This window comes from Rhodococcus sp. JG-3 (assembly GCF_000482405.1).
In the GTDB taxonomy this organism is placed as follows: Bacteria; Actinomycetota; Actinomycetes; order Mycobacteriales; family Mycobacteriaceae; genus Rhodococcoides; species Rhodococcoides fascians.
Window position 1 is genome coordinate 2,645,154 of the sequence record NZ_KI519398.1, and the last position, 21,963, is coordinate 2,667,116.

Genomic DNA, 21,963 nt, shown 5'->3' on the forward strand with positions numbered 1-21,963 from the left:
GACGCGACGTAATGCGCGACCCCGGACTTCTCCATGTGGGTGTGCGCGCCACCGAGCTCTTCCATCGTCACGTTCTCCCCGGTGACGGTCTTGATGACGTCGGGGCCGGTGACGAACATCTGACTGGTGCCATCGACCATGACCACGAAATCGGTCAGGGCGGGTGAGTAGACGTGTCCGCCGGCGGCGGGGCCCATGATCACCGAGATCTGCGGGATCACCCCGGAGGCGCGGACGTTGCGGTGGAAGATCTCCCCGTACAACCCGAGGGAGACCACCCCTTCCTGGATGCGGGCCCCGGCGCCTTCGTTGATGCCCACCAACGGCCGTCCGGTCTTGATCGCCAGGTCCATCACCTTGACGATCTTCTCGCCGTAGATCTCCCCCAAACTGCCGCCGAAGACGGTCGCGTCCTGGGAGAACACGCACACATCGCGGCCGTCGACGGTGCCGTAGCCGGTGACGACACCGTCACCGAAGGGGCGATTGTCACCCAAACCGAAATTCTGTGATCGGTGCCGCGCCAACGCGTCGAGTTCGACGAACGAGCCCTCGTCGAGCAGAGCGGTGATCCGCTCGCGCGCGGTCAACTTGCCCTTCGCGTGGACCCGCTCCACCGCCGCCTCACCCGACGGCATCTCCGCAGCCCCCAGACGTTTACGAAGATCGGCCAATTTACCCGCAGTGGTATGGATATCGGGTGCATCTGCCGACCCGGGTGCAGTGGAATCCTGGACGCTGGTCATGGGGCAACACTTTAACTGCGAGTGTGATCTGCGCCCCGACCGAGGGTGGTTCACGAGCCGACGTCGGTTCGTGCCGAACCCATATGCTGGTGGTCATGTGGACCAATCTGGATCGCCCACCGCTCGACGTCCGCGCACTCCGTCGAGCCTTGGTGGACGGACCGCAGGCCTCGTGGTCTCGGGTGGACGTGGTGACCGAGACCGGTTCGACCAATGCCGACCTCGTCGCTACGGCGGCAGATCGGGCGGACCGGACGGCCTTGATCGCCGAACATCAGGGGAGTGGGCGGGGCAGGCATTCGCGTCCGTTCTCCGGTGCTCCGCGATCGCAGATATTGCTGTCGATGCTGCTGAAGTTCCCGGGGATCGACCCGGCGGCGCTGGGTTGGCTGCCGCTGATGACCGGCGTGGCTCTGGTCGATGCGCTGCGTACCGTGGCCGAGGTCGATGCGCGGTTGAAGTGGCCGAACGACGTTCTGATCGGCGGTAGGAAGGTCTCGGGCATTCTGGCCGAAGTAGCCGCCCACGGACCGAGTCCGACCGTGGTCATCGGCCTGGGAGTGAACGTCTCGATGACCGAGGCCGAGCTCCCGGTGCCCACGGCGACGTCACTCGCGCTCGAACAGGCCGCGGTGCTCGATCGAGACACCCTGGTGCGTGCGATCCTGCGCGGGGTGGCCGCCGAGGTGGATTCGTGGCGGGATGCGCACTGGGATACCGAGGCGCTGGCGCACCGATACAGAGATCGGTGCGGCACCATCGGACAGCGAGTGCGTGTCGACCTCCCCGGCGGCGAGCACGAAGTGGGAACCGCTGTCGATGTGGACGAACACGGCCGGATCGTGATCGAGGTCGAACGTGCCGGCTCCGCATCGCCCTCGGTTCTCGCGGTGGCCGCCGGCGACGTCACTCATCTCCGACCTGTCTCGTGAGACCATCTTCACCCGGGCAGATCCGGCGCGAATAGTCAGGAGTGCACGTGGGTTACCCACAGGATGCGTTGGCCGACGAGGAAGAGCTACTGCTTCACCGTCACCCGCATTGGAAGATGTTGATTCTGCCGTCGATCACGTTCGTGCTCGCCACGGGTCTCGCCGGCGTCGCCCTCGGTGTCGCAGGTGCCCGACTCGAATCCACGGCCGCCGATGTGGCCACGATCGCCGCGCTGGTGGTGTGGGCAGCGATCGTCGGGTGGCGATGCCTGGTTCCGCTCGTGAGCTGGAAGTGCACTCACTTCATCGTCACCGATCGTCGGGTCCTCGTTCGGCAGGGTGTGCTCACGCATTCCGGAATCGACATCCCCATGAGCCGCATCAGCAACGTGCAATTTCGACACGGGCTGCTGGACAGGATGCTCGGTACCGGCACCCTGATCATCGCGTCGGCGTCGGACGACCCACTCGAGTTCGACGACATTCCGCAGGTGCAACGCGTCCATTCGTTGCTCTACCAGCAAGTATTCGACTCCATGGACTTTCGTCGCGAGTCCGTTCACGATCGGGACCGAGCATTCGAGCCTATGGCCGACGATGCACCGGCCGAGTCCAAGCCCGGTTGGCGCGCGGGGAAACGCAGGTAACACAGGCTGTTCTCACTTTCGAACCGTAGGGTTGCCGACGTGACCGATGTTCTGCTTGCCGAAGACGACGAAGCTATCGCCGCACCCCTCTCCCGTGCCCTCGGGCGCGAGGGCTACACCGTGACCGTCGAACAGACCGGGCCGGCCACGCTACAGCGTGCTCTCGACGGCAAGTTCGACTTGCTGATCCTGGACCTGGGGCTGCCCGGAATGGACGGCCTCGAAGTGTGCCGTCAGGTCCGCGCCAACCGGTCCGAGGTGGCCGTGTTGATGCTCACCGCGCGCACGGACGAGGTCGACTTCGTCGTCGGCCTCGACGCCGGTGCCGACGACTATGTGGGCAAGCCGTTCCGGCTCGCCGAGCTGATGGCTCGGGTTCGAGCGCTCCTGCGTCGACGCGGTGCCGGCGAGGACGTTCCGATCGAGGTCGGTGCCATTCGCCTCGAACCGGCTGCCCGACGGGTGCTCGTCGGAGGTACCGAGATCTCGCTGGCCAACAAGGAATACGAGTTGCTCAAGGTGCTGCTCGATCACGCCGGTCAGGTGGTCTCGCGAGAGGTGATCCTGCGCGAGGTGTGGGGCGACGCGGAGTTGCGCGGATCCAAGACACTCGACATGCACATGTCCTGGTTGCGCCGCAAGATCGGCGACGAAGGACCGGTGGCGGAGCGTCGCATCGCGACCGTTCGCGGTGTCGGATTCCGCATCAACAGCGACTAGTCGTCGATGCGGCGTCGAATCCTGGTCTCCATCCTCGCTGTCGTCATCATGACGGCCCTGCTGCTCGGGCTGCCGCTGATGTACACGGCCTGGCTGTGGGTCGAGGACTTCACTCGAAACGATCTGCAGGCGCGCCTCGACCGAATGGCCGCGGAGATCATCTCGCAAGAGGGGTCGGCCGGCCTGATCGAGGGTCAACTCGACATCGGTTCGCTGCGTCTGGCGATTCCGCAGGGTGGCCGCCTCGTCGTCATCTATCCGACGCCGGAGGATGCCGCGTCCCGTGCCGACATCGGCCAGGCATCCGTCCCCCGGCCACTCGTCGAATCGTTGTCGATGGGGACCTCGGGATCACTGCGACTCGAAGTACCGTCCGACGACATGCGTTCCCTGCAGCGGCAGGCTCTCGGCGCGGTGACTCTGGTGGTCCTGGCGTCCGCGTTGGCAGGAACCGTGGTGGCCGTGCTCACCGCCAAGCGACTGGCCGATCCGTTGCAGGACGTCGCGCGGCGGGCGGCCCGACTGGCCGAGGGCGACTTTCGGCCGGATCCCCGTCGGCACGGCATTGCCGAGCTGGACCGGGTGTCGGAGGTTCTCGACTCGGCCACCGTCGAGATCGCCGGGCGGCTGCAGCGCGAACACACGTTGGTTGCCGACGTCTCGCATCAACTTCGTAGCCGCCTGACCGCCGTTCGACTGCGGTTGGACGAGATCTCCACCCATCCGGACCCCGCGGTGGTCGACGAGGCGAACGAGGCGATGGATCAGGTCGATCGGTTGACCCTGGCCATCGACGAACTCGTCCGCTCCTCCCGCAGCGACGGCGCCGCCGATGCGCACGAGGTATCGGTCATCGAGGAACTGACCGGCACGGTGGTCGAATGGCAGCGAAATTTCGACGATGCAGGTCGGAGTCTGGTGCTCAAGGGCGACGCCGACCTCCAGGCGTCGGTGACCGGCTCGCGTCTGCGCGAGGCCGTGTCGGTACTGGTCGACAACTCTCTGGTGCACGGCGACGGTGCCTGCACGGTTGCAGTGCGCGCCGTGTCCGCCGCCGAGGGGACCGACCGGCGGCGAGAGAAACTGGTCTGTGTCGAGGTGTCCGACGAGGGTCCAGGGGTGAGCAACGAACTGGCACCCCACATCTTCGACCGCGGATTCTCCGGAGCCGGTTCGACCGGAGTCGGTCTCGCGCTGGCCCGGGCCCTGATCGAGGCCGACGGCGGACGGTTGGAACTACAGCGCAGACGGCCGGCACTGTTCTCGGTGTTCCTGCCCGCTCGGCGCGAATCGTCGCCCGCGCTCTCGCGGCGCGAACCACGCTGACCGAACTGGGGGTCAGTCGAGCGCGTTCGATGCGTCGGTCGGATCCCCGTTGCGCTCGGCGTCCACTTCCAGGATGGTGCGCGCGTTGTCCTCGGGAAAAGCGAAGCGACGCAGCGCCCAGAAGCGGAACGCCATCTGGAGCAGGTTGCCGATGATGTAGTTCAGCACGAAGTCGATGACGACCACCATCGTCAGCGACTCGTTGGTGTCGCGGATGTCGAAGATGTTGTTCGCGATCCACAGCGGACCGGCGGCGATGAGCACTCCGATGCCGCTGATGGCGAAGAAGAGAAGCGCTTCGTGGTGGCGTTCGCGCCCGCCGCGGTGCTTGAAGGCCCACTCACGGTTGAGGAAATAGCTGAGCAGGGTGGCGAGCACGCCCGAGATGATCTTCGCGATCACCGGCTTCTGCTCGAGCACCGTCAGGCTCAGCGAGTAGAAGATGACGAGGTCGAACACCATCGTCGTACCGCCCACGATGGCGAACTTGATCAACTCGCTGTGCCGGATCGCAAGGTCCCTGATGGGCTTGGGTAAGCGCTGAAGCACGCTGTCGATCGTCGGCACAACGGTGAAGTCTACGAAACGAACGCCCGATCCGGCGAACCGACGCTCTGTTCATCAGCGTTTCCACAGTCTTGACGACAGTGTTTCCACGGTCTTCGCGACAACGACGACCGCCGTGCGACTGCCGGTTCGGCCCGAACCGGCAGGACATGACACCATGGTGAGCCGTGACAGGTACCGAACCGCGCCCCACCGCTGCGCGCCCGTCGTCGACCGGAATGCCCGTCGTGACGATGATCGGCGGAGGTCAGCTGGCCCGCATGACCCATCAGTCGGCCATCGAACTCGGCCAAACGCTGCGCGTGCTCGCCGCGGGCGCAGACGAGCCGGCGGCTCAGGTGAGCCCCGACGTCGTGTTCGGGCTGCACGACGACCTCGATGCGCTGCGCACGGCCGCGACCGGATCCAACGCCCTGACCTTCGACCACGAGCACGTGCCGACCGAGCACCTCGAGACCCTGGTCGCCGAGGGCGTCAACGTCCAGCCGCCACCGAGCGCGCTGATCTTCGCGCAGGACAAACTGCGCATGCGTCGAAAGCTCGAAGAGCTGGGGGCACCCGGACCGGCGTACGCGGAGGTGTCGTGGGCGCAGGACGCCATTGCGTTCGGTGACGAACACGGGTGGCCGGTCGTCCTCAAGGCGGTCCGCGGCGGCTACGACGGCCGCGGTGTCTGGATGCCCGCCGACGCCGAGGAAGCCGAAGAGATCGTCACTGCCCAGCTCGACCTCGGTGTGCCGCTCATGGTCGAGGAGAAGGTCGCCATGCGCCGCGAGTTGTCGGCGATGGTCGCGCGATCGCCGTTCGGTCAGGGTGCTGCGTGGCCCGTCGTACAGACCGTGCAACGACACGGACAATGCGCGGTGGTTCTGGCCCCGGCTCCCGACCTGGACGAGGACGTCGCCACGTACGCCGGTCGGCTGGCGCTCGATATCGCGGGCGCCCTCGGCGTCGTCGGAGACCTCGCGGTCGAGCTGTTCGAGACCACCTCGGGCAAGCTTCTGGTGAACGAGCTGGCCATGCGGCCGCACAACTCCGGTCACTGGACCATGGACGGCTGCCGCACCTCGCAGTTCGAGCAGCATCTGCGTGCAGTGCTCGACTACCCGCTGGGTGACACCGATCCACTGGCACCGTTGACGGTGATGGCGAACATCCTGGGTGCACCCGAAGCGCCGGAGATGACGATGGACGAACGCCTGCATCACCTGTTCGCCCGCATGCCCGACGCCAAGGTGCACCTGTACGGCAAGACCGAGCGGAAAGACCGCAAGATCGGCCACGTGAACATTCTGGGCGCGAGGTCCGGATCGCTCGGCGACCCGGCCTACGTGGCGGCCGTACGTGAACGAGCCGAACGTGCAGCGCATTGGATGTCGCACGCCGAATGGACCGACGGATGGGACCCGCATCATGACTGACGAATCCGGTACCGCCGTCGTAGGCCTGATCATGGGCAGCGATTCCGACTGGCCGACCATGGAGGCCGCTGCAGAAGCCTTGGCCGAGTTCGGTATTCGGTTCGAGGTCGGTGTCGTCTCGGCCCACCGAACCCCGCAGCGGATGCTCGACTATGCCCGCGAGGCCGCCGGTCGTGGCATCAAAGTGATCATCGCCGGTGCCGGGGGAGCGGCGCACCTGCCCGGCATGGTGGCGTCGGCGACGCCATTGCCGGTCATCGGGGTGCCGGTACCGCTGAAGTACCTCGACGGTATGGATTCGCTGCTCTCGATAGTGCAGATGCCCGCCGGCGTTCCCGTGGCCACGGTGTCCATCGGCGGTGCCCGCAACGCGGGGCTGCTCGCTGTACGGATTCTGGGTGCGTCCGATCCTGTTCTGCAGCAGCGGATGTCGGCCTTCCAGGCCTCTCTCGAGGCCATGGTGCTGGACAAGGACGCGGCACTGCGAACCACGCTGCTGGGATGAGTGCCGCGGCGTCGCGGCGCGAGCAGATTCGACGAGCCGGCCGCAGCAAGTGGCAGTCGGTGTCGGTGACCCGGCTGGCACTGCGCTACGCGCAGCTGTGGGGCGGAACGGCGCGTTTCGACGACGAGTTCTCGATCTTCGTGTGTTCCGGCCTGCGCGGCGGATTCGGCCGCGGCGGAACCACATTCGGTGGGGCCTACCTGACGGCGAACAACACCGCCCGTCGGGTGCTGCGGCACGAGGCGATTCACGCCGACCAGTGGGCGAGGTTCGGGCTGACCTTTCCGTTCCGCTACCTCGTCGAGGAAGCGCGTCACCGCGGCAGCGCCAATCGGTTCGAGATCGAAGCGGGACTCGCGGACGGCGGCTACCGCCCGTCCGGATGAGGCGACAAGTCAGTCGAGGGTCGTCGTGACCTTCTCGGTGTCGATGCGTCGTTCCTTCTTGCTCTCGTCGGAGTTGGCCACCTGTACCAACGACGCTCCGGCCGCGAGCACCGAGAGCAGTCCGTCGATCAACTCGTCGGCGTTGGTCCAGGATGCACTGGACAACACTCGATCCGCGGCCGAAAGAGAACGGGCCTCGGCGCGTTCTCTCGCTGCAGCGAGTACGTCGTCCACCGAGCGGCCGTCCAATGCCGCGGCCCCGGATCCCGTTGCCCTGAATTGGTCACCGTGTACGCGAACCGAGGTGGCGTAGTCGGTCATCCCGAGGGGCAGATCGGGGACTGCCTTGCCGAAGGCATCGAGCGAGAGCGCCAGAACTTCGTCGACGTCGGGCGCGTCCTCGAGGCGGTCGCCGTGCACCAGCGCGAGATCCGCGGAGTCGTCTGCACCGAGCACCACCTCGCCGCCGGTCCACCAGATTCCCAGAAGTACGGCAGCGGTCTGCCAGTGCGCCGGCAACAGCACGCACACGCGCGCGCCCTGATCGAGTGCGAACTCGTCACGGAGCAGGTTGGCAGTCTTGGCCGCCCAATTCGCCAGTGTCACGGCGGACACCTCGACCCGCTCGCCGGTGGCATCGTCGTAGTACGTGATGCGGGGACCGGCCGGGTCTGCCGCCAGGATCGGCTCGAGCAGGGTTTGAGTCAGGTTCGAAGCCACACCACGACCCTAGTCGACGCCGACCCGCCCCGATTTCCGCGCTGCGTTCGTACTGTCAGTTCACGCACATGGGGCCGGTGGAACCCGCGTCGATCGGTGCCGCAGGCTCCTCGGGGACTGCTGTACCCGCTTCGGGTGCCACGGTTTCGGCCGTCGCGGCCTGACCCGAGCCGGGGCCGGCGTAGTCGTCGGCGAGCACGACCCGGACGGCATCGGCCGGCATGGTGTCGTCGGCGGTGATCTGCAGGCCACCGAGTGCGGCCGACACGGCGCGAGCGGCGTCGCTGTCCACGTCGGCGGTCTGGATGCGGCTCGTGGAGATGGACGAGCCCTCGTAGTTGCCGATGGTGCCACCGACGTACCCGAGCGCCGTCAACGATCCGGCCACACCGTTGGCCAAGCCTTCGATACCGCTGTCGTTCGCGACGTCCACCGTCACCGTCGACGGATCGACGGTCGGGGCATCCGAATTCTCGGCGTTGGTCTCGGCGGAGTTCCCGTCCTCGAGTAACCCGGCGACGTATTTCTTCACTGCTGCCGGGTCGACCTGCACGATGGACTCGCCGTAGTCGGTCGTCGCATTGATGTCGACCGCGGGAATGGTCTCGAACTTGACCTTGCCACCGGCGAGATCCTGCAGGCGAGTGGCGAACTGCAGGATGTCCCAGTCCGAATCGAGGGTGACCGACCGCTGCACCGCGGTACTGAGCTGACCGAGCTTGCTCGGATTGCTCAACGTCTTGGCGCTGAGCACACTGCGTACGAGGGAGGCCATGAAGACTTGCTGGCGCACGATCCGGTCCAGGTCACCGCGGGGCAGATCGTGTCGTTGCCGGACGAAACTCAGCGCCTGCGAACCGGACAGGTTCTGCTCACCGGCGGCGAAGTTCGCACCCGACAGCGGCTCCTGCACCGGATTGTTCAGGCATACCGCTACTCCGCCGACGGCGTCGGTCAGCAGAACGAAACCGAGCAGGCCGACCTCTGCGTAGTGATCGACCGTGATGCCGGTCAGGTTGGCGACGGAATCGATCAGCGCTTCGCGTCCGGCCTCGGTGGCCTGCGGTTCGGCGTCGGCATCGGAGACTCCCTGCTCGACCAGTTCGAGCCGTTTGTTCTCCTTGGTCGCTCCGTACGCGGCGTTGATCTTGGACATTCCGATCCCGGGCACCTCGACGTACGAGTCGCGCGGGATGGAGATGGCAGTGGCCGACGAGCCGTCGTTCGGAACGCGGATCAACACGATCGTGTCCGTGTTCGACGCAACTTCCTCGCCCGCGTTGAGCGAGGCCAGTTCTTCCGGTGAGAGCGCGTTGCCGTGGGCGTCGGTGCGGCTGTCGGTGCCGACCATCAGGATGTCGACGGCACCGTCCGCTGCGCCGCCCAGACCGAGGCCACCCGCAGTGGCGATGTTCGACCGCAGACTGTCCACACTGCGCCACGCGAAGCCGGTCACCAACAGGACGAGCACCGACAGCACGGCCACCGCAACGTGCGTCGCCGGCCAGCGACCGCCTGCGCCCGGTCGGCGGGGTGCCTCGCCTGCGTCCGGTCGTCGGTCGTCGCCTCGGGGCCCGCGCTGCGGTCGTCGTGTGCGGCCGGCCGTGGTTCGTCGTTCGTCGCCGGCCGCGCCGCCTCGGCGATGCACGCCCGGTTCGCCGTCTGCGGAGGGACGTACAGGTCGATCCTGAGAGTCGCGCCCGCGGGATGCACGAGGGTCGGTGTCACGGTCGCGTCGCTCGCCGCGCAGGCCGTCGCCGTCGGCTCGCCGCGAGGTGCGCCGGTGTGGTGGGGGCGTGCGCTCACCTCCGTGCGTGCCTGAATCTCGTGGCACCTTCGACCCTTTCCTCGTTTCCGGCAGGCATGGACACCTACCGACAGACGTTCACTCCCCCCGACTCGAAGGTTACTGGCGATCGGCCGCGCTCTCGCCGAACCGACCGCGGCGTGCCACACTTGGCAACCGTGAATGCGATCGTGGTGACCGGTGCACACGGCCAGTTGGGCCGACGGGTGGTCTCGCTCGCCGCCGAGCGTGATTCCGATGTCGAGGTGCACGGCTATTCGTCCGCCGACCTGGACATCACCGACCCCGATGCCGTCGACGCCGTGGTGACTGCGGGTGCGACCGTCGTCAACTGCGCCGCGTACACCGCCGTCGATGCCGCCGAAACCGACGAGTCCAGGGCGATGGCCGTCAATGCCGACGGTCCTCGAAATCTCGCGCGGGCGTGCGGGCGTGTCGGTGCCCGACTGATTCACATTTCCACCGACTATGTGTTCGACGGCACAGCGGCCGAGCCGTACGACGTCGACGCGGCGACCGCGCCGAAGTCCGTGTACGGACGCACCAAGTTGGCCGGGGAAACGGCGGTGCGTGAGGAACTCCCCGAGGCCGTCATCGTGCGCACCGCATGGGTCTACGACAACACCGGCAAGAACTTCGTCACCACGATGCGAAGACTCGAAGGCGAGCGGGAGACCGTCTCGGTGGTCGACGACCAGATCGGATCGCCCACCTTCGCCCTGGACCTGGCCGCCGGTCTGCTCGAGATCGAAGCCGACGGGACGGTGACCGGCCGGACCCTTCACTTCACCAACGCCGGGCAGGCGAGCTGGTACGACCTCGCGCGGGCAGTGTTCTCGGGAATCGGTGCCGACCCCGACCGGGTGCGACCGTGTTCGAGCGCAGAGTACGTCGTCCCGGCACCTCGGCCCGCATACTCGGTGCTGTCACCGAATGCGTGGTCGGCAGCCGGGCTCGGTGCGCCCCGCCCCTGGTCCGAGGCTCTGACGGCGGCTCTTGCTCGGTCGTGATGCGGGATCGATGCTCGCCTCGGGCTAGTCTTGCCCGCGTGAGTTCCGACCTGGCCGTGGTGACGGTGACCTATTCCCCCGGCGAATACCTCGAGCAATTTCTGACGTCTCTACGCGAGGCCACGACTCGGCCCGTGCGAGTCATCATGGCCGACAACGGGTCGGTCGACGGCACTCCGGAAGCTGCCGAGGCGGCGTTCGCGGAAGCAGAATTGCTGCGTACCGGCGCCAACATCGGCTACGGCGCTGCCGTCAATCGGGCGATCGCCGCGGTCGACCCCGAGGTCGAATTCGTCGTGGTCGCCAACCCGGATGTCAGGTGGCACCCCGGGTCCCTGGACGGATTGCTCGACGCCGCGGCGCGATGGCCGCGCGCAGGTTCGCTGGGCCCACTCATTCGTGAGCCGGACGGGTCGCGATACCCGTCCGCGCGATCGGTGCCCGATCTGACGTCCGGGGCCGGCCACGCAATTCTCGGCAAGCTCTGGCCGACCAATCCGTGGACTCGGCGATACCGCCAGGAGAACGAGACGGTGTCCGAACGGCCGGTGGGATGGCTGTCGGGATCATGCCTGTTGCTTCGCCGCGCGGCGTTCGACTCCATCGACGGATTCGATTCGCGCTACTTCATGTACATGGAGGACGTGGACCTCGGCGACCGGCTCGGCAGGGCGGGTTGGCAGAACGTCTACGTACCCGAGGTCGAGGTCACGCACTCGAAAGGCCATGCGGCAGGACGGCATCCGGAAGTGATGCTGCCCGCACACCACACCAGCGCCTACCGATTCCAGGCCGACAGACACGACCGGGTGTGGCAGGCTCCACTACGATGGGCGCTGCGCGCGGGTCTCGGTCTTCGCTCGAAGGTCGTTGTGACTTCGGCGCTTCGGGCCCGAGCTCGTGAAGAACGACCGTCGGACGAGAGAACAGAGGCTGGACATGTCGGATAGTTCCCCATCGGTCGCCGCACGGACGGATGCAGTGATCTTGGTCGGCGGCAAGGGAACTCGACTGCGCCCGTTGACTCTGTCGGCACCGAAGCCGATGCTCCCGACTGCAGGACTCCCGTTTCTCACCCACCTGCTGGCCAGGATCAAGGCTGCGGGCATCGAACACGTGGTTCTCGGAACGTCGTTCAAAGCCGAAGTTTTCGAGCAACATTTCGGCGACGGGTCGGCGTTGGGCATCGAACTCGAGTACGTGTTCGAGACCGAGCCCATGGGCACCGGCGGCGGAATCCGAAACGTGTTGCCGCGACTGCGGGCGGACAACGTCATGGTGTTCAACGGTGACGTGTTGGGTGGTACCGATCTGACAGCAGTGCTCGATACGCACCGCACGACCGACGCGGACGTGACGTTGCATCTCGTTCGGGTCGGCGATCCCCGAGCGTTCGGTTGTGTCCCGACCGACGAGAACGGCCGAGTCACCGCATTTCTGGAGAAGACCCAGGATCCGCCCACTGACCAGATCAACGCCGGTTGCTACGTGTTCAAGCGTGAGATCATCGAGTCCATCGCAGCCGACCGGCCGGTGTCGGTGGAGCGAGAGGTGTTCCCCGCCTTGCTCGCCGAGAACAAGAAGGTCTACGGGCACGTCGACAGTGCGTACTGGCGCGACATGGGTACGCCGGAGGATTTCGTCAAGGGATCGGCCGACCTGGTTCGCGGGATTGCGCCGTCGCCCGCACTGCACGGAGATCGCGGTGAGTCCTTGGTTCACCCCGGAGCGGGCGTCGCGCCGGGCGCACTGCTGATCGGTGGAACCGTCGTCGGGCGTGGTGCCGAGATCGGCGCAGGCGCTCGTCTCGACGGCGCGGTGGTGTTCGACGGTGCGATCGTCGAAGCAGGGGCCGTGGTCGAACGGTCCATCCTGGGATTCGGAGCCCGCATCGGACCGCGCGCACTCGTGCGTGACGCCGTCATCGGTGACGGTGCCGATATCGGAGCTCGGTGCGAGTTGCTGCGTGGGGCACGGGTATGGCCCGGAGTGAAGCTGCCCGACGGGGGAGTGCGCTTCTCCACCGACGTCTGATCGCCGTCCCGAGGGGCCGACCCGGGCCGATCAGCGATGCGCGGCGAGCGCGACGAGATGGTCGATGGTCTCGCGCTCGGCCGAGTCGGGTAGTTCGTCCACCGGCCACCAACGCAGGTCCGTCGATTCCTCGCTGCGCACGGCGCGCGCGCCGTCCGGGGCGCGCACCAGGAACCGCAGGTCCAGGTGCCGGGTCGGCTTACCCAGCGAGCACGTGATCGGGTGAGTGTGCGCCGAGAGCAACTCGGGATCGATCGACAGATCGGCAATTCCGGATTCTTCGGTCGCCTCGCGCAGCGCTGCGGCGACGACCGTCTCGTCCTCGGGTTCGCAGTGACCGCCCAGCTGAATCCACCGGCCCACCCGGGGATGCAGGGTCAACAGAACGTGCCGTCCCGACGCGTCGAGTACCAGCGACGACGCCGTGATGTGGCCGGCCTCGTTGGCACGAAGACACGCGTCGGGATTGCTGTGCAGAAAGGCGATCACGGTGTGCCGAAGGGATTCGTCCCTGGAGTCGGTCGGTGCCCATCGGTCGAGTGTCTCGGCCGCGGACTGCCACAGTGAGGAAGCGGACATCGTCGGTCAGAGCTCCACCAGCGAAGACCCGGGCGCGGCCGGATCTCGCACCGTCAGCGGTTCGCTGGGGTGTCCGATTGCGATGGCCCCCAATGCTTTCCAGTCCGCACGCAAGCCGAGCTCGGCGCGGACGGTATCGGCGGCGAAGATCGTCGAACCGATCCAGCAGCTCCCGAGATCGCGAACGGCCAGGGCGACGAGCAAACCCTGAACGGCGGCACCGACCGCCACGGTGAACATGGTGTCCTCCGCTGCGCGACGCCTCTCGTCGGGATAGGTGTGCGCCCCGTCCGGCACACAGAACGGAATCACGATTTCCGGCGCATCGAACAGAATGTCACCGCGGCTCAGCCTGGCGGCGATGCGGTCCTCGGTCAGCCCGTCGCCGGCCAGATCGGCTCGCCACTGCTCGCGCATGGTCTCGAGCAGTCGGCGACGCACCGCGGGCGTTCTGATCCAGACGAATCTGACGGGGTGGGTGTGATGCGGGGCGGGGGCGGTGAGGGCGTCCGCGACGGCGTCACGGATCGAGTCCGGGTCGACTGCGTCGGGGGAGAACGATCGAACCGACCGCCGGCGGAGCAGGGCCTCGCGTCGACCACGTTCGAGTGCCTCGGCGGTTCCCAGCCAGAACAGATCGTCTTCGCCGCCGCGCAGCAGGGTGGCGGCGGTGGAGCCGTCGTCGACCGGTGACAGGCCGCGGACGACGGCTATCGGAACGCCACCCAGCTTGCCCTTCACGAGATCGCCTGCCGCAGCGAGCTCGTCGGCGATGGCGACTTCGGTGACGATCAGTTCGTTGCCCTGGCCGTCTTCTGCCCCGGCGTATCGATGGACGACCGCCAGGCCGGCAGACCCGATCGCGGCATCGGTCTGACCGATCCGCCAGGCCCGGCCCATCGTGTCGGTGATCACGACAGCCACGGTGACTCCGGCCGACTCGTGCAGTGCTCGCCGAAGAGCCGCCGCGCTGGCGTCGGGATTCTCCGGGAGCAGCGCCAGTTCGCTGCCCTCGACGTTGGACCCGTCGATACCCGACGCGGCTTGCACGATGCCGAGGCGGTTCTCGGTGATGAGCGTCCGGCCTTTTCGGGCGACGACGCGAACGGCCTCCTGATCGACGAGGACCCGGCGGGCTGCGTCCCGCTCCTCGGGGTCCTGCGGTGCGGGCACCAGACGTCCCTCGACCTTGGAGACGATCTTGCTGGTGACCACGAGGACGTCTCCGTCGCGCAGCCAGGGCGCTCGGTCGACGATCGCTGCGGCGAGATCGTCGCCCGGACGAAACTCGGGAAGTCCCGTGACCGGCAGGATTTCGATCGATCCGCCCGGTGCGTGGTCACCGGGAGCCTCCGGCATCGACGCCACGTCGCGTGGGGCGGTCACAGTTCGAGTCCGGCTGCGCGCAGGGCGGTGCGGGCCATCACCGCTGTGGTCTCCGGGTCGGTCATCAGCAACGGAATCGACTGCACGTCGACTCCGTCGACCACCGCCGAGTCGGTGCTGTGCACCAGCCAGGCGTCGAGAATGCCGGTGCCGCTTCGGCTTCCGTAGAGGCGGCCGACGGCCTCGGCCGTCGTCTCGACGCCGATGACCGAGAGGCACTCGTCTGCCATGCCGCGCAACGGTTTACCGTCCACCACCGGGGACAGGCCGACGACCTTGGCGGCGGTGGTGCGGAGTGCGCCGCGGATGCCGGGTACGGCAAGAATTGCGCCGACACTGACCACCGGGTTGGACGGGGCCAGGATCACCGCGTCGGCCTCGGCGATCGCTTCGGCGACTCCCGGTGCGGCAGTGGCCTGTTCGGCACCGATATGAGCGAAACTGTGCGTGGGAATCTGCGCGCGGTAGCGAACCCACCACTCCTGGAAGTGGATTGCACGTTGCTGCTCGCCGCTGGGGTCGTCGGGGTCGGTGACCACGACGTGTGTTTCCGAGCGGTCGTCGGTGACCGGCAGCAATCGGACCCCGGGCTGCCATCGGTTGCACAGTGCCTCGGTGACGGCCGACAGCGGAAATCCGGTGCGCAGCATGCGACTGCGGATCAAGTGCGTGGCGATGTCCCTGTCGCCGAGGCCGAACCAGTCGGGATCTGCTCCGTAGGCGGCCAACTCGTCGCGGGCGTTCCATGTCTCCGCGACCCGGCCCCAGCCTCGCTCGGTGTCGATTCCGTTTCCGAGGGTGTACATGCACGTGTCGAGATCCGGGCAGATGCGAAGGCCGTGCATCCAGACGTCGTCGCCGACGTTGACCACCGCCGTGATCTCGTTCTCGGGTTCGTCGCCGAGAAGGGAACCGCCGAACAGGGATTTGAGCCCCTGGAGGAACCGTGCGCCACCGACGCCACCGACCAGAACAGTAACTTTCACAACATGCGAGCCTAGTGCGGTTGCCGCCCGCCCGGGTGAGCGCCCACCCGGACCGTCCGCGGGGCCGGGATCCGAGCCCGAGAACCGCCGCGACACGCACGGGACGCGCTCCGATTCGGGGAGACAGCCGATTTCGGGCATGGGATGGTATTGGATTTGTTCGATCGGCTTGACCGCGACACACCTGTACGTGTCTAATCACAGGTATGTCATTCAGCGTTCGCGGCACGAGTTCGACTGCAGCGAACCTGGTTTCGAACACTCGTTCCCTTCCTGTTCGTCCCTGAGTGGACGTGGAGTAGAGGTCGAGAGTTGGACGGGTGGAGAGTCGGCTCGGACGTACCAGCTCGATCGAATACCGGCGCGGGGCAAGGTATTCGAGATTACGAGGACCGAAAGTATCTGCGCTACCACAGGTGAGGAGGCGGAAGCGATGTATGACCAGCACGTGACACGTGATCAGCGGGGCGGACCCACTGCACACCTCAGCGCTGTCGACGACGCGCCGCAAACCGAGTCCGATTCCGGCGTGGATTCGAGCGTCTCCGTCGACGCCGGTTCTGCGTACGTGACCCCGTCGAACGATGCAGTCGACGGCGAACTCTCGAGTGATGCCGTCCAAATCGATCAGGACATCGACAGCCCCGATGTCGACAGCCCGGATGTCGACAGCCCGGATGTCGACGACGTCGATAACGATGACTCGGACAACGACGCCGATTCGATGCCGTTCGTGGCCGAATCGGTTCCTCCCGCCAAGCCGTTCCTCAGTCTTGTGGCGGGTTTCGACGAGATGTTCGAGGAGATCGAGGATCAGTGGCAGGAGCGCGCCCTGTGCGCTCAGACCGATCCCGAAGCCTTCTTTCCCGAAAAGGGCGGCTCCACCCGCGAAGCGAAGCGAATCTGTCTCGGCTGCGAGGTCAAGGACGAATGCCTCGAATACGCTCTCGCCAACGACGAGCGATTCGGAATCTGGGGCGGACTGTCCGAGCGTGAGCGTCGTCGGCTCAAGCGCGGGATCGGCTGAGCCGAACGCGCTCAGGAGGATCCACCCACGAGCCGACGCTGCATCACGGCTCGGCGCTGGCGGGGTCCACCTCGTCGGGATCGATCCCCAAATATGTCGCTACCTGCTCGACCAGGACCTCGAACAGTAGGTCCTCCAAATCTTCCGGATGCTTGGCGCGCCGCTCGAGCGGACGCCGGAACAGCACCACACGGGCGCGTGTCGTCTCTCCGCGCTTGTCGATCCCTGCGGGGACCAGTCGCGACAGGGGTACCGGTCCTTCTGCGACCACCTCGGGCGGCCACGTGACCGATTCCGGGTCCAACGCCCTGATCTTGGGCACGTCGTCGACGGCGATGTCGAGCTTCGAGAGCTTGTCGTGCCACCGGTGGTCGATGCGCGCGAACGCGTCGAGTACCAGCCGGTCGAACTTCTCTGCACGTGATCGCCGGGCAGGTAGGTCCTCGGGCAGCACCGGTCCGCGGATGCCGCGGCCGTGCCGCGCAACGGACCGCGACGTGATCCTGCGCGCGGAAGAGAACTGAGGCATGGGGGCAGGTTATCGCGGCTGTCCGGTGTGTCGGTCGTTCGGTCGGTTGCACGTACCGGATACTCTGCACTCGTGAGATCACTGCGTGGCTGCTGCAGGCCTGGTTGCAACCGTTCTGCCGTTGCGACGCTCACATATGTCTACTCCGACTCCACTGCGGTCGTCGGTCCGCTGGCCACCGTAGACGAGCCGCACTCCTGGGACCTGTGCGAGGTCCATGCCTCGACGACCACGGCACCCAAGGGCTGGGAGCTCGTGCGGTACGAGGGTGGTTACTCGACATCGACCCCCGACGAGGACGATCTGACCGCCCTGGCCGAGGCCGTACGCGAAGCCGGTCGGGGAGACCGGACGCGCTCCGAGGAGCGAGACAGCGGTGACCGGTCGCCGGCTCGCCACCAGGACACCGAGCGGCGGGCCACGCCTGCCGTCCGAACCGGCCGGCGCGGACACCTCAGAGTTCTACCCGATCCCACGTCCTAGACCCCCTGCGCAGAACGCCGCGGCGGGGCTATGCGCTGCGTCCGCCCGAATGAACGACGGGTCGACTGGCCCGCCCACCGGGCGTCTGGCAAGGTTTGCAGCAGTACCGAAACGGACAAGCCGGTCTGCCGAGCTTCGGTGTTGATCGCCCCGTACCCAACGCTGGATGTCCGACGCCGGACGACCGACAATCAGGAGAATCTTCGTGGCCCGAACCGCAGAGTCCGTCAACGCCGTCATCAAGGCCTACGACGTCCGTGGCGTCGTAGGTGAGCAGATCGACGAGGCGTTCGTCCGTGACGTCGGTGCATCGTTCGCCCGGTTGGTACGCGACGAGGAGGGCGCAGCGCGGACTGTCGTCGTCGGACACGACATGCGCGACTCCTCGCCGGGCCTGTCCCGCGCTTTCGCGGACGGCGTCACCGCGCAGGGACTCGACGTCGTGCACATCGGTCTCGCCTCGACCGATCAGCTCTACTTCGCGTCGGGCCTGCTCGAATGCCCGGGTGCCATGTTCACCGCAAGCCACAATCCGGCGAAGTACAACGGAATCAAGCTGTGCCGCGCCGGTGCCAAGCCGGTGGGACAGGACACCGGGTTGGCCACGATCAAGTCGGAACTGATCGACGGGGTGCCGGACTTCGACGGCCCGGCCGGTACGGCAACGTCGCGAGACGTGTTGACCGACTACGCCGGGTTCGTCCGCGATCTGGTCGATCTATCCGGCATCGGATCCATGAAGATCGCCGTCGACGCGGGTAACGGCATGGGCGGGCACACGGTCCCCGCGGTGTTCGCTCCGCTCCCGGTGACGATCGAACCGTTGTTCTTCGAACTCGACGGCAGCTTCCCCAATCACGAGGCCAACCCACTGGATCCGGCGAACCTGGTGGATCTGCAGCGCTTCGTCGTCGAGACCGGTGCCGACATCGGGCTCGCGTTCGACGGAGACGCCGACCGGTGCTTCGTCGTCGACGAGAAGGGCGATCCGGTCTCGCCGTCGGCCGTGACCTGCTTGGTGGCAGAACGCGAGCTGGCCAAGGAGCCCGGTGCGTCGATCATTCACAATCTCATCACCTCGCGTGCGGTGCCGGAGCTGGTCACCGAGCTCGGCGGCAAGCCTATCCGCACCCGAGTGGGGCACTCGTTCATCAAGCAGCAGATGGCCGATACCGGTGCGATCTTCGGCGGAGAACATTCCGCGCACTACTACTTCCGCGATTTCTGGGGTGCCGATTCCGGCATGCTCGCCGCGCTGCACGTTCTCGCTGCCCTCGGCGCCCAGGATCGACCGCTCTCGGAGATGATGGCCTCGTACGAGACGTACAGCGCGTCGGGTGAGATCAACTCGACGGTCGACGACGCAGCCGAACGCACCCAGGCCGTGCTCGACGCGTTCGCCGATCGGACCACCGGAATCGACCGTCTCGACGGCGTGACCGTCGACCTCGAGGGTGGTGCATGGTTCAACTTGCGTGCGTCCAACACCGAGCCCCTGTTGAGACTCAATGTCGAGGCGCGCACCCGCACCGAGGTCGACGCGTTGTCGACCGAGATATTGAGCATCGTTCGCTCCGGACTGGAATAGTGGTTACCTAGAGTTCACAAGTGGGTATGCAGGCATTTCGAGTCGGTGACGTAAGGGAAGGTGCCGAGGTCATGAGGGCAGTGACGTCTCTGGTCGATCTCGACGACGCCGGCGCGATCGTGGCCGCCGATCGGGAGGGCGCGCTCCGCAGCGCCGCGCTCGCGGGTGCTCAAGTACGCGCCGTCGCCACTGCGGTCGAAGAGTCGGTGCTGGCGCGCCTGGCCGACCTGCGACCTCGCAGCGTGGTGATAGTGACCGGCGACGGCCGCAGCAGCCGTGCCGCGTCTCTGCTTGTCGCTGCTCTAGGAAACCATTTGGGCGTTCCCCTGGTTCGTAGTACCGGAACTCCGCCGTGGATCGGGCCACTGGATGTCGTCGTGGTGGCCGGCGACGATGCAGGCGATCCGCGCTTGGCCGAATCGGTCGACGCGGCAGCGCGGCGCGGCGCGGAGGTCGTCGTCGTGGCACCGGAAGAGGGTCCCTTGCGTGCCGTGCGCGGTGCCAGGGTCATGTGGTTGCCGCCGCGCATAGCGGTGCGTGACCACAATGCGCTGATGCGCTACCTCGCGGCGTTCGTGGCCGTCCTCGGCGCGGTTGCCGGTGGTTCGTGGAAGGCGCTGCTGCCCAACCTTTGTCGGCTCGCAGATCTGCTCGATGCCGAGGCTGTGCGCAACAGCCCGTCCAACGAGGTGTTCCACAACCCTGCCAAAGCGCTTGCCAGTGGGTTCAGCGGCAAACGTGTGGTGCTCAGCGGTGCCGGGCCGGCTGCCGTCGAGGTGGCGCGGCACGGTAGCGAGGTGTTGCTGCGGGTGGCCGGTCTGATCGTGGCTGCGGGTGAGCTCGGCGATGTCATCGCTGCGTCCATCCGTGCGTCCATGGTCGAGTCATCGGGGCCGGTCAGCACCTTCGACTCGATCTTCCACGACGAGGAGCTCGACGGACCGGCTCCCGAACAGCCGATGCGGGTATTCGTCCTGGCGTCCGAATCCGATCGCGCGCTGACCGAACGACGCATTGCCGGTGTCCCGAATTCCGAACTGGTACTGACCGAGTCCGGTGAGGCGACGTCCGGCGGGGAGTTCGTGAGTTCGGGTTTCGAGGCCCGCGCGGCGTCACCCGATCCGGTTACACTCTCGATGCTCGACACGATGTCGGTGTTGGCAACGCGGTTGGACACCACTGCCGCGTACTTGTCGTTGATGGGCGGTAGCTAGTGCAACTCCTGCGAGGCGCAGTCCGGTCCTACGCTTGGGGTTCGCGCACTGCTCTGGCTCGTATCCAGGGTAGGCCGGTACCGTCCGATCATCCCGAGGCGGAGATCTGGCTGGGTGCACACCCGGCCGATTCTGCGCACGTGGTTCACGAGGGTGGCAGCACGCCGTTGCTCACCCTCATCGACGGGGATCCGGAAACACAGTTGGGCGGCTCTGCAGAGGACTTCTCGTCGCGGCTGCCGTACTTGCTGAAATTGCTTGCCGCAGAAGAACCTCTGTCGTTGCAGGCACATCCGAGCAGCGCGCAGGCGCGTGAGGGCTTCGCGCGGGAGAATGCCGCAGGTGTTGCGATCGATTCCCCGGTGCGCAATTACCGGGACGCCAATCACAAGCCCGAGCTGATCGTGGCACTCACCGAATTCGAAGCACTGGCAGGGTTTCGGCAACCGGCCGAGACGGTCGAGTTTCTCGATGCGTTGGCCGTGCCGTCCCTCGCGGGGTATCGCACGTTGCTCGCCGCTCAGCCCGACGCGTCGGGCCTCCGGACGGTGTTCACCTCGTGGATCACGTTGCCCGGGCAGTCCCTGGACGACCTGTTGCCTGCGGTCGCCCAGGGCTGCATCGATTATCTGTCGGGGCCTGCCCGCGCCGACGGCGGTCGATTCGCCGCCGAGGCACGGACGTTGCTCGAGCTGGGGGAGTCGTATCCCGGTGATGCTGGAGTACTGGCGGCCTTACTGCTCAATCGGGTCACCCTGACTCCCGGCCAGGGCCTGTACCTGGATGCGGGCAATCTCCATGCGTACCTGCGCGGAACCGGTGTGGAGATCATGGCCAACTCCGACAACGTTCTGCGTGGAGGGTTGACGCCCAAGCACGTCGACGTGCCGGAGTTGTTGCGCGTGCTGGACTTCGAGCCCGCCGACATCTCTCCGATCACGCCGGGTGAGAACGATCGGCCCACCTACCGATACCCGACGCCGGCCCCTGAATTCGTCCTCAGCCGGACGGCGGTCGGTCCGGGGGAGACCGTCGAGATTCCTGGAACCGGTCCGCGAATTCTGTTGTGCACCAGCGGTTCGGTGCTGGCGACGACCGGTGACACACACGCGGGGCTCACCGTGCCCCAAGGTAGTTCGGCGTGGATTCCCGCTGCCGACCGATCGGTCACCGTCACCGCGGACTCCGACGGTGCCGAAGTGTTCGTGGCGGCGGTCGGATCATTGCAGTCGTAAGGCGCGGCAAGTCGAGTGGCCGAAGTGTCCGACACGGGTGCCCGCTACCAATAAGGTGATGTCACAGTGAATTCTGGGACGGGTGGGTCCGATCGGATCGGCCGTCTGCAGAAGC

At 66.6% G+C, this 21,963-nt stretch carries 22 protein-coding genes and 1 pseudogene; 15 read left to right on the top strand and 8 right to left on the bottom strand.

The window, feature by feature from the left end; all coding sequences use genetic code 11:
- Positions 1 to 8: 8 nt before the first annotated feature.
- Positions 9 to 746, bottom strand: a pseudogene (locus K414_RS29410) (carboxyl transferase domain-containing protein); the annotation flags it as partial.
- Between the two features lie 95 nt (positions 747 to 841).
- On the opposite strand from K414_RS29410, the gene K414_RS0113910 reads away from it, so the two are divergent.
- Genes K414_RS0113910 through K414_RS0113925 form a run of 4 tightly spaced genes read left to right on the top strand, consistent with a single transcriptional unit; the run spans position 842 to position 4,371 of the window.
- Positions 842 to 1,678, top strand: a complete 837-nt coding sequence (locus K414_RS0113910; protein ID WP_027496482.1) for a biotin--[acetyl-CoA-carboxylase] ligase — start codon at positions 842 to 844, stop codon at positions 1,676 to 1,678.
- Positions 1,679 to 1,725: 47 nt separating this feature from the next.
- Complete coding sequence (locus tag K414_RS0113915; protein WP_027496483.1) at positions 1,726 to 2,325, top strand: PH domain-containing protein; 600 nt, start codon at positions 1,726 to 1,728, stop codon at positions 2,323 to 2,325.
- A gap of 39 nt (positions 2,326 to 2,364) precedes the next feature.
- A complete protein-coding gene (locus tag K414_RS0113920; protein ID WP_027496484.1) occupies positions 2,365 to 3,045 on the top strand; it encodes a response regulator transcription factor in 681 nt (226 codons plus the stop codon).
- A gap of 6 nt (positions 3,046 to 3,051) precedes the next feature.
- Positions 3,052 to 4,371, top strand: a complete 1,320-nt coding sequence (locus K414_RS0113925; protein ID WP_027496485.1) for a HAMP domain-containing sensor histidine kinase — start codon at positions 3,052 to 3,054, stop codon at positions 4,369 to 4,371.
- Between the two features lie 12 nt (positions 4,372 to 4,383).
- Here the strand turns inward: K414_RS0113925 and K414_RS26990 are convergent, their stop codons facing one another.
- Positions 4,384 to 4,938, bottom strand: coding sequence for a GtrA family protein (locus K414_RS26990; RefSeq protein ID WP_032366285.1), 555 nt, complete (start codon positions 4,936 to 4,938; stop codon positions 4,384 to 4,386).
- 167 nt (positions 4,939 to 5,105) lie between these two features.
- Between K414_RS26990 and K414_RS0113935 the strand changes: the two genes are divergently transcribed.
- Genes K414_RS0113935 through K414_RS0113945 form a run of 3 tightly spaced genes read left to right on the top strand, consistent with a single transcriptional unit; the run spans position 5,106 to position 7,250 of the window.
- Positions 5,106 to 6,359 carry a 5-(carboxyamino)imidazole ribonucleotide synthase gene (locus K414_RS0113935; RefSeq protein ID WP_027496486.1) on the top strand — a complete coding sequence of 418 codons (1,254 nt, stop codon included), beginning with the start codon at positions 5,106 to 5,108 and terminating at the stop codon, positions 6,357 to 6,359.
- Positions 6,352 to 6,864, top strand: coding sequence for a 5-(carboxyamino)imidazole ribonucleotide mutase (gene purE / locus K414_RS0113940; protein WP_027496487.1), 513 nt, complete (start codon positions 6,352 to 6,354; stop codon positions 6,862 to 6,864). Before K414_RS0113935 ends, purE begins: the two co-directional genes overlap by 8 nt.
- Positions 6,861 to 7,250, top strand: a complete 390-nt coding sequence (locus K414_RS0113945; protein WP_051365110.1) for a hypothetical protein — start codon at positions 6,861 to 6,863, stop codon at positions 7,248 to 7,250. The genes purE and K414_RS0113945 overlap by 4 nt, the downstream gene beginning before the upstream one ends.
- Before the next feature lie 9 nt (positions 7,251 to 7,259).
- On the opposite strand, the gene K414_RS0113950 is transcribed toward K414_RS0113945, so the two are convergent.
- On the bottom strand, positions 7,260 to 7,970 hold the full coding sequence (locus K414_RS0113950) for a TIGR03089 family protein (RefSeq protein WP_027496489.1): 711 nt from the start codon (positions 7,968 to 7,970) through the stop codon (positions 7,260 to 7,262).
- A gap of 55 nt (positions 7,971 to 8,025) precedes the next feature.
- The gene (locus K414_RS0113955; protein WP_027496490.1) at positions 8,026 to 9,456 is read right to left on the bottom strand and encodes an LCP family protein; all 1,431 of its coding nucleotides are present in this window, start codon (positions 9,454 to 9,456) and stop codon (positions 8,026 to 8,028) included.
- Positions 9,457 to 9,935: 479 nt separating this feature from the next.
- Between K414_RS0113955 and rfbD the strand changes: the two genes are divergently transcribed.
- Genes rfbD through K414_RS0113975 form a run of 3 tightly spaced genes read left to right on the top strand, consistent with a single transcriptional unit; the run spans position 9,936 to position 12,821 of the window.
- A complete protein-coding gene (gene rfbD, locus K414_RS0113965) occupies positions 9,936 to 10,787 on the top strand; it encodes a dTDP-4-dehydrorhamnose reductase (RefSeq protein ID WP_037220191.1) in 852 nt (283 codons plus the stop codon).
- Positions 10,788 to 10,825: 38 nt separating this feature from the next.
- Positions 10,826 to 11,737 carry a glycosyltransferase family 2 protein gene (locus K414_RS0113970; protein ID WP_027496493.1) on the top strand — a complete coding sequence of 304 codons (912 nt, stop codon included), beginning with the start codon at positions 10,826 to 10,828 and terminating at the stop codon, positions 11,735 to 11,737.
- Complete coding sequence (locus K414_RS0113975; protein ID WP_027496494.1) at positions 11,727 to 12,821, top strand: NDP-sugar synthase; 1,095 nt, start codon at positions 11,727 to 11,729, stop codon at positions 12,819 to 12,821. Before K414_RS0113970 ends, K414_RS0113975 begins: the two co-directional genes overlap by 11 nt.
- 30 nt (positions 12,822 to 12,851) lie before the next feature.
- On the opposite strand, the gene K414_RS0113980 is transcribed toward K414_RS0113975, so the two are convergent.
- Genes K414_RS0113980 through cofD form a run of 3 tightly spaced genes read right to left on the bottom strand, consistent with a single transcriptional unit; the run spans position 12,852 to position 15,772 of the window.
- Positions 12,852 to 13,400, bottom strand: coding sequence for an NUDIX domain-containing protein (locus K414_RS0113980; protein ID WP_027496495.1), 549 nt, complete (start codon positions 13,398 to 13,400; stop codon positions 12,852 to 12,854).
- A gap of 6 nt (positions 13,401 to 13,406) precedes the next feature.
- A complete protein-coding gene (locus tag K414_RS0113985; RefSeq protein WP_027496496.1) occupies positions 13,407 to 14,759 on the bottom strand; it encodes a coenzyme F420-0:L-glutamate ligase in 1,353 nt (450 codons plus the stop codon).
- Between the two features lie 23 nt (positions 14,760 to 14,782).
- The gene (gene cofD / locus K414_RS0113990; RefSeq protein WP_027496497.1) at positions 14,783 to 15,772 is read right to left on the bottom strand and encodes a 2-phospho-L-lactate transferase; all 990 of its coding nucleotides are present in this window, start codon (positions 15,770 to 15,772) and stop codon (positions 14,783 to 14,785) included.
- A gap of 793 nt (positions 15,773 to 16,565) precedes the next feature.
- Between cofD and K414_RS26995 the strand changes: the two genes are divergently transcribed.
- A complete protein-coding gene (locus K414_RS26995; protein WP_027496498.1) occupies positions 16,566 to 16,799 on the top strand; it encodes a WhiB family transcriptional regulator in 234 nt (77 codons plus the stop codon).
- Positions 16,800 to 16,842: 43 nt separating this feature from the next.
- Here the strand turns inward: K414_RS26995 and K414_RS0114000 are convergent, their stop codons facing one another.
- Positions 16,843 to 17,328, bottom strand: coding sequence for a metallopeptidase family protein (locus K414_RS0114000; RefSeq protein WP_027496499.1), 486 nt, complete (start codon positions 17,326 to 17,328; stop codon positions 16,843 to 16,845).
- A gap of 72 nt (positions 17,329 to 17,400) precedes the next feature.
- Here K414_RS0114000 and K414_RS0114005 point away from each other — a divergent pair, with 72 nt between their 5' ends.
- From K414_RS0114005 to manA, 4 genes are all read left to right on the top strand, one after another.
- Positions 17,401 to 17,811 (top strand): DUF3499 domain-containing protein, encoded by a 411-nt coding sequence (locus K414_RS0114005; protein WP_027496500.1) that lies wholly within the window; start codon positions 17,401 to 17,403, stop codon positions 17,809 to 17,811.
- 205 nt (positions 17,812 to 18,016) lie between these two features.
- Entirely contained in the window at positions 18,017 to 19,399 is a 1,383-nt protein-coding gene (locus K414_RS0114010) for a phosphomannomutase/phosphoglucomutase (protein ID WP_027496501.1), read from the top strand.
- 71 nt (positions 19,400 to 19,470) lie between these two features.
- Complete coding sequence (locus K414_RS0114015) at positions 19,471 to 20,613, top strand: hypothetical protein (protein WP_027496502.1); 1,143 nt, start codon at positions 19,471 to 19,473, stop codon at positions 20,611 to 20,613.
- Positions 20,613 to 21,848: a mannose-6-phosphate isomerase, class I gene (manA, locus tag K414_RS0114020; RefSeq protein WP_027496503.1), complete on the top strand. Its 1,236-nt coding sequence runs from the start codon at positions 20,613 to 20,615 to the stop codon at positions 21,846 to 21,848. Before K414_RS0114015 ends, manA begins: the two co-directional genes overlap by 1 nt.
- The last annotated feature ends 115 nt before the right edge of the window (positions 21,849 to 21,963 follow it).